The sequence below is a fragment of the Pseudoalteromonas umbrosa genome, assembly GCF_030125375.1.
In the GTDB taxonomy this organism is placed as follows: domain Bacteria; phylum Pseudomonadota; class Gammaproteobacteria; order Enterobacterales; family Alteromonadaceae; genus Pseudoalteromonas; species Pseudoalteromonas umbrosa.
In genome coordinates this window covers 1,173,060-1,183,173 of sequence record NZ_JASJUU010000003.1, presented here as the reverse complement: position 1 = coordinate 1,183,173, position 10,114 = coordinate 1,173,060, and the positions used below count along the sequence as shown (strand labels likewise).

At 45.2% G+C, this 10,114-nt stretch carries 7 protein-coding genes; all 7 read right to left on the bottom strand.

Translation table 11 applies throughout. From position 1 onward, the window contains the following. Positions 1-5,701, bottom strand: a 5,701-nt coding sequence (locus QNM16_RS14825) for a beta strand repeat-containing protein (RefSeq protein ID WP_284021216.1), incomplete at its 3' end; no start/stop codon positions are given. Further along, positions 5,698-6,885, bottom strand: a complete 1,188-nt coding sequence (locus tag QNM16_RS14820; protein ID WP_284021215.1) for a TIGR03032 family protein — start codon at positions 6,883-6,885, stop codon at positions 5,698-5,700. The genes QNM16_RS14820 and QNM16_RS14825, both read right to left, overlap by 4 nt. 54 nt (positions 6,886-6,939) lie before the next feature. Next, positions 6,940-8,073 (bottom strand): S8 family peptidase, encoded by a 1,134-nt coding sequence (locus tag QNM16_RS14815; RefSeq protein ID WP_284021214.1) that lies wholly within the window; start codon positions 8,071-8,073, stop codon positions 6,940-6,942. A 14-nt stretch (positions 8,074-8,087) separates the two neighbouring features. Beyond that, a complete protein-coding gene (locus tag QNM16_RS14810; RefSeq protein WP_284021213.1) occupies positions 8,088-8,636 on the bottom strand; it encodes a phage tail protein in 549 nt (182 codons plus the stop codon). Between the two features lie 12 nt (positions 8,637-8,648). Continuing rightward, positions 8,649-9,176, bottom strand: a complete 528-nt coding sequence (locus QNM16_RS14805; protein WP_284021212.1) for a phage tail protein — start codon at positions 9,174-9,176, stop codon at positions 8,649-8,651. A 15-nt stretch (positions 9,177-9,191) separates the two neighbouring features. Next, on the bottom strand, positions 9,192-9,740 hold the full coding sequence (locus QNM16_RS14800) for a phage tail protein (protein WP_046357142.1): 549 nt from the start codon (positions 9,738-9,740) through the stop codon (positions 9,192-9,194). Positions 9,741-9,780: 40 nt separating this feature from the next. Continuing rightward, a complete protein-coding gene (locus QNM16_RS14795; protein ID WP_284021211.1) occupies positions 9,781-10,074 on the bottom strand; it encodes a DUF6916 family protein in 294 nt (97 codons plus the stop codon). Positions 10,075-10,114 lie beyond the last annotated feature (40 nt).

Below are 10,114 nucleotides of genomic sequence, written 5' to 3'. Positions count from 1 at the left end.
AGCCACCTGATACGGTAATATCTGATGAAGTGAAAGTCGTACTGGCTTCGCTCAATACAATAGAAATCGTCGCCGTTTCACCCGCTTTAAGGTTGGTGTCTGAGGCACTAAAAGTGGTTACTGTCGGCTTGGTTTTATCAAGACTTGCTGTATCAGTTACAGCAGTCGCTGCGTTACCTGCCGCATCAGAGACAGTCACTGACAGCGTGAGTGTGCCATCATTTAACCCACTGATATCAGCAATGTTCACCGTTTGTGAGGCGCTGGTGATATTACCGTTGCCTGTCACTTCTGTACCACCATTGCTGCTATTTAATGTATAGGTATAACTCGCCCCTACTTCTGCACTGCTAAAGCTAAAGCTCGCGCTGCCCGTTTCTGTGCTGTTATAGCTGGTGTCACTGAGTGCCACACTGTGACCACTCGGTGCGCTAGTATCCAGTGTACTCGTCGCCGTCACCGCAGTGGCCGCGTTACCTGCGGTATCCGTCAGCGTCACAGACAGCGTGAGGGTGCCGTCGTTCAGTGCACTTAAATCAATGTTAGAAATGGTTTGGCTTGCAGAGGTAACCGTGCCATTGCCCGTTGCTGATGTGCCGCCATTGCTGCTGGAAATAGTATAGCTGTAGGTTGCGCCTACTTCGGCACTGCTAAAGCTGAACGAAGCCGCGGTTTTTTCGGTATTGGAATATAAAGTATCACCAAAGGCAACGCTTTGCCCACTGGGGGCTTGCGTGTCTAAGGTGAGCGATAAATTACTCGCTGAGTTCGCCGTATTACCTGCATTATCAACAGACTGCGCTGAAATAGTATGACTGCCCGCTTGTAACGTAGACGATGTGATGCTCCAAGCACCACCCGAGACAGTTGTACTACCGATATTACCATCTAAATTGGATGACAAGTTAATAGTGTCACCTGTAGTACCTGTGCCCGTGATCGTTGGCGTTGTATCGTTTGTAATATTATCTGTGTTGGACGTACCTGAATCACTACTGGCTGACAGGTCCGGCGTGCTCGGCGCGTTTGGTGCTGATGTATCTATAGTCACATTCAAAGCACTTGAAGCGCTACTTTCATTATTGCTAGCATCCGTAGCCTTAGCTGTAATGGCATGAGTCGCTGCTGATAATGCACTTGTGGTGATCTGCCAATTACCGCCTGTTGCGGTACCACTGCCAATCACTGTGTTTCCAGACTGGTCGCTGTACAATCTTACCGTACTGCCAGACTCAGCTGTACCACTGAATGTTGGCGTAGTATCTGATGTAACATTATCGGTATTTGAACCACCGGTGTCTGAACCTGCATCCAGATCTGGCGTGGAAGGGGCGTTTGGCGCGACATTATCTACAACAGTGATAGTAAATGACTCTTGGAATGTTGTCGTGCCATCATTTGTCTGAACACAGACAATATAATCCCCAGCACTTAGTGCCGACTGAGTTTGTAAATTCGAACCGCTAATTTGGAAACTGCTGTTTCCGGCATTACTTGTACAAGTACCGCTGGCACTGCTGCCACTATTAACTAAGCTATATGCATGCACATTGGCGCTATCGAGATCCGTGGTCGACAGCGTGCCCACATTCACACTTGTCCCCGTTGCCGATTGATTGATACTCGTTGCAGATAATGCAATATCTGTTGGTGCATCATTCTGCGCTGTAATATTCACAACCGCTTGATTTGTGCCTGTACTGTTCGCCGTACCATCGTTAAATGTGTAATCAAGCGTTACGCTTGAAGGCGGATCGTCAGATGTATTGCTATAGGAAATAGATTGGATCACGCCATCCACAATGGCCGATGTTGCGCTGGTATTAAATGTCAGAACAAGCGTACCGGCGGAGTTTGTCGTCACAGTACCAACACTGGTACCGTTATAAGTAAAGGTATTGCCCTGCGTTAACGTACCAAGCAAATTTAAGTTTGCAAACACATCTTGTGCATTAGCGCCACCGTTTCGGGTGATGGTCAAAGATGCATCATTGTAGTTGCCCGTGCCCCCATTTAAGGCATCCAATTCCGTATCTGCTACAGTCGCATCACTATCAATGGCAACCGCCGAACCATTTTCTGTAAACGTAGACAATCCGTTTAGTGAGCTAAACACAGGCACATCATTGGCTGCAATAAAGGTGATCACTGTGTTCGCGCCGCTATCGGCGACTGTAAAATCTAAACTTGCGCCAGGTGAATTCGAGAGCGTCAGGGCAATCTCAACTGCTGCAAAGTCTGTCGCATCGGTGTCTACTTGTAAGGTACTATTACCGTTAAATCTGACGTTGCTCGTAGTTAATCCAGTGACACCCGTCACCGTGATCATATCCCCCACAGCAAGGTCCGCGATTGTATCTCCATTTAAATCGCTGGCACTACCGACAAAGTTATCATTACCACCATTACCCGTTATTGAATCTGTACCCGCGCTAGGTCTTATCGTATCGGCGCTGTCACCACCTGTTAAAGTATCATTACCCGTTAAATCGGTTGCTGAAATCACCAAGCTATCACCTGCTAATGTTGATGCATTAATGGTGACACCAGCATTAATAGCTGAGCCTGATGAGTTACTGACGGTGACTGTCCCGCCATTTGAAGAAAAGTTATCGGTAATGGTCACCGAAGTGACGCTATTGGAGCCTAATGAGATGGTCTCAATACTTGAGACACTGGTCGAACTAAAGTCAAACGTACCACCACTGACCAAATTTAACGTTTCAGTACCCGCAGCGCCATTTATTGCTGTTGAAAAGTCACTGACATTTTGAGCGTCAATCGTTACCGTTGCACCACTTGCCAATGACAATGTACCCACATTACTAAAACTTGCACCTGTTGTATTGGCACCATCACTGGCAGACACGATGTCGGCAGCTGTCGCTTGACCTGTTAACGAACCTGAAAAGCTTTGCCCTGCAATATTAAAAGTAATTACATCCGTCACGGATGTTGCCGTAACACTTGTTGTTGCGCCTACATTTATCGTACGTGTATTACTAGAGTCATCCCCTACTGTGTAATTTTCTATGCCTGAGAGCGTTGTTAAATCGCCATCACCTGAGATAACGATGGTTTCTGTACCACCTGCAGTGATTGAGCCACTAAAGCTCTCATTTTGCGCTGCGGTCATGGTCACCGACGCGCCAGTTGCCAAGGCAAGATTAGTAATATTTGAAATGGTCGCGCCGCTAATATCTGCGCCATTGGATAAGCTCAACGTATCAGCGGACGTATTTTCTCCTGTAAGCGTACCTGTAAATGTTAATGTCCCAACATCAAAAGTTACTGCATCAGTGGCACTGGTCGCAGTCACTGAGTGACCAGCAGCAGCGACCGTTACCGTTCGGGTGTTTGTACTGTCATCGCCAATGGTATAGTTTTCGATGCCAGCAACCGTTGACAGATTCCCATCGCCTGTCACAGAGACAGTCTCTGTACCAGCAGCCGTGACTGTGCCTGAAAACTGAGAAAGTTGTGCAGCACTAAATGTCGCGGATGCGCCACTTGATAAAGTGAGGTTATCAAAACCCGAAACAGTTGCACCAGCAATACTGCCGCCATTTCCGACACTAAGTGTATCTGTACCACTGCCGCCTGCTAATGTACCTGTCGCGGTCAGAGTCCCCACATTGACAGTATCGTTGTTACCACTCCCTGTTAGGTTTTGCCCAGCGCTGCCCAGTGTAAATGTATTCCCAACGGATAGAACGTATGATTCTATTGCAGCATTGCCTGTTAACCCATCTGTGGCTGCTGAGATAGTAATTGTGTCAGTACCAGTTGCCGTCATGGAGCTAAAGCTATCATGCTGAGCTTCGGTCATGGTTACCGAAGCACCCGAGTTCAATTCCAGTATTTCTGTATTTGAGACAGTTGCACCCGCGATATTCGCGCCACTTGAAAGACGAAGTGTATCTCCTGTCCCGCCACTAGCATCAAGCGTGCCTGTTGGTGTAAGCGCTGCGACATTAATGACATCATTTGAGCTACTACCCGAGACATTTTGCGACGCACCGCCCAAAGTGAAGGTCATGGCAGCACCTAATACATAGGTTTCAATGTCCGCATCCCCCGTCACAGCCGCATCACCATTACCACTTGAGATAGTAAACTGATTCGTACCCACACCATTTATGGTGGTAAATGACTCATGCTGAGTCTCACTTAAGGTCAAGCTACCGTTATTTGCCGCCTCTAATGTCTCAAAGTTTGTCAGTGACGTCAGTCCACTGATATCCACACTATCAGAGACATTCAAGGTATCCGTGCCACCGCCACCATCCGCGGTTGACCCTGCCGCATGGGCCGTTTGTGCTATGGTTAAAGATTCATTTTCACTGGTGAATAAAATCGCGGGATTGAGGTTAGCACCAGTTGTAGTATTAAATGATGCACCCGACGAGGTGGTCGAAGTAACATTTGCAACACTCACCGTTGAGGTGCGTGACACACTGTCATCAGTACCATCATTGACGACAACCGTTACCGTTCTCGCCGTTGTATTAGGCGTAGACGACGTATTGTTATAGGTTATGGCATCTAAAAACGTCTGCACTTGGGCGAGTGTTGCCGTCGCCCCTGTAATCGAAATGGTATCTTGCAGGGTGATATCTGACTTGCCCGATACCCCATTTAAAGCATTTTGTGCCGCGCCTGTGACATTCAGTCCTTCCGAGGCCCCGTCTTGGTCATTCGTTAGAGACACCGTAATCGTTTTAATGGTATCTGACTCAGCATCTGTGACGCTGGCACTGTTAGTAATGCCAACCCCCCCGCTGCCCTCACTAAAAGAGGACGACCTGTTATTACCACCGGCAGCTGTATCTAAATCCACCACTGGTGCGGTGTTGGCCGCAGTGACTGTTGCACCAACATTAAAAGTATAGGTGCCTTCATTGGGATCATTACTGGTTATGGTCACCGTAGCAGTTGGTGAACCAACCGTAGTCGGGTCTAGCTGAACAACAAATGTCGTGCTGGTTACCCCATTTAAAGAACTAGCGCCAGGTTGGCTAGATATTGAAAAGTCACTGGAGGCAGAAATGCTCACCAATGGAGAGCCACTCAACGTTAGCGTAGAAGCTGCAATCACATTTTCTATGGTAAACGTACGAGTAAAATTGCTGCCGCCCGTTTGGTGAGAACCAAAATCAGTATGGTTGCTTGCACTTAATGCCGTCGTTCCAGATGTAATTGATTGACCATTACCTTTTAAGTTGATGTCCGGATCGGGCGCTGCTGCGGTACAATCATCAGTATCAGGGTACCAAACACCGGGTCCAGGGCCCGCTTCACAACTGGCTTGGCTACCATAGGCGGTAGTACAACCAAAGGAGACTTGGCATGACGCTGCAAGCTCTTTGGCAATACTCACTTCACCATTAACTTGTGTCGTTCCCACACCTTTACTGTCAAGTAAGCCTTGCGCTGCCAAAAAAGACAGCGTGACTGAGGTTGCATCATCTTGGTTATTTGGTTGCTCCTTCTTGTGCTCAGCAATACCAAATACCTCATCCCGTTTATTGCTTTGCTTATTACTAAAATGAAAACTGTCTGCAACTGGTATGGAGCTGAGCGACGGCACTTCGTGATTTGGCAAAAAATAACTATCCGCAATATTTGAAGAAGAATTTGCAGCAACCAGTGATGGGATCATCACCCCTAATATAGAGGTCGTCATATCAAGTTTTTTCATTTCAATTCCTCCTTCGTAAACTCATATAAATGCGCAGAAATAGCGTCATCACCGCTGATCATTTCAGGAAACGTAGAGTTGGGAATAATGCACAAATCGTAAAGTTGGCTGACATCGCCTTTAAACTGTAATTTTGATAGGATCTCACCGTTGTGTTTATTGATAATCCATATGCCACAGACGGTATCTCTTTGAGTATGTGCTCTGGTTAAAGGTATATCATTAACCACGGTAGACGAACGCACATGACTAGTCGCAACCAACATCAAATCACCATAAAATGTCAGTCCTCGTGTAAAGCCAGGCAATGTGCACAAAACTGATTTTTCGCAAGTTTTTGGGTCGTAACACAGTATTTCACCTTCGCCTGAGTTACATAAATAGACTTTCCCATCATGGCATCTTGGTGAATGTGGCATTGATAGCCCACTGATGAGTATTTCATTTTTTTCTACATCCATTAACGTCCCATTTAGCTCTGTTCGCCATGAATCTTGATAATCTTGAGTGTTAAACGTTGTGACATATTTAGGTTGCCCATCTAACATGGCCATACCATTTAAATGACAACGGTCTTGCGGTTTTAACTCGCTGATAAAGTGCGGCCTCCAACGGGGTGTAAAGCCGGATTCTGAAGAAAGGGTCGCTAGGCATGAAAAGCTAGAGTTAACAACCCATAATCCATCATCGCCCCAAGCAATATCGTGAGTATTGAGCGTCCCCGTTGTTAACGAAGAGCGCTCAGTAAATAAGACATCACATTGTTTTATTGCACTGATCTGCTCAGTTCTAAGCGCTTTAAATGCATCGGTATCGCGTTGCTCGTCTCTTAATTTACTTGCCAAAGAGTCAATATTGTCCACTTCCCCGCTGAGTACACTTTTTCGAGACATGCTGCTTGCTTTAAAGTTCACAATTCGATTCACGGTGCTGACTAAAAGTCTATCTTCGCTGACACAGACGCCCATTGGCCTGACAAACTTTTTTACACTGCAATTCAGTGCCGTTCCTCGGCTTCTAAGTAACATCACAGCATGTGATTGATAGCTAGACACAGCCAGTGAAATCCCTAAAGCTTGTAAGATCTTAGGAAAGTTCACACTATATTCACTCGCAAAGTCAATGTTGACGAGATCAGCCTCATCACCTGTACTTCCATAACCCTGTTCACGATACCCTTGCATGCCTTTACTCCTTAGTTAACAGCGCGCAGTCTCTGTTTAAAAAATCAAACGAGCTTAATAATTGTTATTGAGTTTAATTTCATTGTTTGTCAGGCCACACCCCAACAGATGTGACACTTCTCCGGTGATCCAAGCGGCAGCCGAAGACGTCCCATGTATAGTGAAATTTGAACCTTGTTCTTTTTTGGAAAATACGCCTGGCGCATACACATCTACACACCTGCCATAATTTGAAAACGGTGCAACTGTTCCATCAAAAGACAATGCACCAACTGTTGTTACGCCTTTTATCAACGACAGTTTATTGCTCACACAAGCATCCTGTGCATGGTTGCCTGCCGATACGATAATGTAAGAAATGCCCCCTTCAGTTAGCCCATCGCGGATCACATTAGCCAGCAACTCGGAAACAAAAGGCAATGTCCAACTGCTATTAATCACGTCTACCTGCATTTTTTGGGAAACACTGAATGCCAAAATCATGGCTGAATTCAAGGTGCTAGCTTGTTGAATAGTCACTAGCTCTGCTGCGGGGACACCCTGCTCAATTGTTTGAGACTTTAAGTTGCTCGCTATGACATTAGCAACCATGCTGCCATGACCATTTGTGACCTGTGTTTTTGATAAAAGTTGTTGGCGGTCTGCATCATATTCAAGCAGTACATTAAACGTTGAAAGCGCAGGCTCTGATAAACTCATACCCTCATCAATAATTGCAATTCTCCTAGGACTATACGACGAAACACATTTGTGCCTGTGAAGTTGCCTGACCTGTTGCGCTTTCAATATATTTTTTGGTGTTTTCTCGATCTGTGCTTGCCTGCGGACAATTGCAAAATCGGGCTGAACATTCACCACTCCACCTAATTGCTTTAGCTGTTCATAAGCAGACAAAAAATGGGTCTTTGTAGGTGACACTAGAACAGTTGAGCTATGTACATTTTCTGCCAGTATTTGGTTTGCAGCAATCGGCAAGACGTTATGTGCTTTACGTTTATCAATTTGAGCAATTAATTTGTAATTTAGATAAAAATCTAGCCCAATGTTACTGCTATAAATATCCGATTGAGTTGATGGGTATAACTTAATTTCTTCTAGGTTATTTTTAAAAGTAATAAAGGGTTTATTGGGGGTGTCTGCGACAACCCCAAATGCTAATAGAATTAAAAAACAGCCTAAAACTTTCACTGCTAACTGCTCACTTAACTCCTAGGAGGAAAGATCCCATCCATACAAATACAAAATTGTATTGCTAGATATGGTTGCCTGTTTTCATGAGCTTGATTCTGCCCGTTACTTAATACTGCTTGTGGGTTAAGGTAAATGTTTGACCCACCCAAATCATCAGATGAATAAACACGAGCAACACCACCCGTTGTAGCCCTAGCTGCGGAGAGTAAACCGGTGCCATTAGATCTATCAACCAAACCATCTTTAATCGTTTTACCTGCGTATAACTCGTGAGTATGCGAAGGTAACTGGCTCTCCATCAGAACAACATCAGGTAAACCAACACGGTCACCTAAATCTCCCGGAGACAAACCTGGTCCAGTACCAAACATGGTTGGACTTCTACCTTGCAGATCCGGCATTTGCATGTTGGTTTGACCATTGCCTCCATAGGTAGTACCTATAACTGCAAACAATGCCTGATTTTGTGAGATATCAACAAATTGCCCATCACAGAACGTATAACTCACTGGCGCGAAGGTGTAAGGCAACATATCAACCTGACCAATAAATGGATCCATTTTATTACTCCTTTAGTTACGAGACGGGTATATACCGTTCATGCAAATAATAAAACCGAGATACAACATCGGCATTCTATTTTCGTGCGGTTCATCACCACCCGTTGTGCCTATAGCTCGATTGCTGAATGGGTTGGTCTCTAACCCTGCGGTAGAATCAGGTAAGAAGTGCAATTCACTGCCAACATAAGACTGCCCTTCTACTGGTGCCTGTAACTCAGACGTCGCAGTGGTAACTTGGACCGTATGGCTGTGTACTGGCAATTGATCCGTTGACAATACAACTTGTTCGGCACCAAATCGCTGCCCTAAAACTCGATTTGTCAGGCCAGGCCCTTGACCGTCGCCGACTGGGATTCGCCCGCGCATGTCAGGCAACCCATAGGTACTTCGGCCATCTCCACCGTAATTAGTACCCAATAGACTAAACAAAGATTGATTATCAGTTATCGCTTGTAGCTGGCCTGCACAGTATGACCAGTGGTATGGTGAATACACGCCTGCAAACATGCGAATTTCACCCAAATATGCATCACTCATATTATGCTCCTTTGCTTAGTTTCTAGGCGGGTATGCACCATTAAGTGCAATAATAAAACCAATTACCGTTGTCGGCTGCATATTCGTGTGCGGCGCATTGGACCCTACAGTGCCCATGCTTTGAGACGATAAGGTATCTAATCCACCAGAATTATTTGCATAAAACTGCTTAACCCCAGTTGGAAACTGTGTATTGGCTGTCGATATCGTATATCGAGCAGTTGGATTTGAATTACTAAAAGGTAAAAAGCTATCACCTTCTAGCGAATCGACTTGAAAATCGTGATTGTGACCTGTTTGTGCATTAGTCAGAGTAACGTCTTCAAAGCCACTTTTCTGTCCTTGTTGGACAATGCCATACTTGCCTTGATATACAGGTGCGCGCCCGCGCATGTCTGGCAGTCCAAAATTGGTACGAGCATCGCCGCCGAATGTATCGCCGAGCAATGAGAACAGCGCTGGGTTGTCGTTTACAGCAATCAATGCGCCATTACACGCAGCCCAGTGTACTGGTGGAAAGTTAAAGGCAATCATCTGCATCATGCCTAAATACGGATTAACCATAAAAACCACTCCTTACTTTTGACTTGGGTTTCCCCACTTCTTAATTACGTCTGCGAGAAATAACAATCTGATATTTATCAATATCGTGAATACTCATAAACATTGGATATTCACCAAACGCATTGTGTTTAAATAAGTAATTATCTTGAGGTAGTTGGTTTTTAGGATCGCCTAGCAATGAAATACTAAAAGAAGAAAATTCTTCAGTGTCGATTCGACCTTGCTCAACTTTACTGATTGCTAACGTACCTACTTGTTGTTCATTTTGTAACGAAAATACATCGATCTCTTGACCAACCAACGAGTTCATCAGCTCTTGCGTGACTTTTTCCATTTATTGCTACTCTTTTATGCATTGATTAACAGAGGCATTG

Coding starts and splice junctions, on each gene's coding strand:
- QNM16_RS14820 (WP_284021215.1), bottom strand. CDS start 6,885: ATGCAAGGGTATCGTGAACAGGGTTATGGAAGTACAGGTGATGAGGCT.
- QNM16_RS14810 (WP_284021213.1), bottom strand. CDS start 8,636: ATGGATCCATTTATTGGTCAGGTTGATATGTTGCCTTACACCTTCGCG.
- QNM16_RS14805 (WP_284021212.1), bottom strand. CDS start 9,176: ATGAGTGATGCATATTTGGGTGAAATTCGCATGTTTGCAGGCGTGTAT.
- QNM16_RS14800 (WP_046357142.1), bottom strand. CDS start 9,740: ATGGTTAATCCGTATTTAGGCATGATGCAGATGATTGCCTTTAACTTT.
- QNM16_RS14795 (WP_284021211.1), bottom strand. CDS start 10,074: ATGGAAAAAGTCACGCAAGAGCTGATGAACTCGTTGGTTGGTCAAGAG.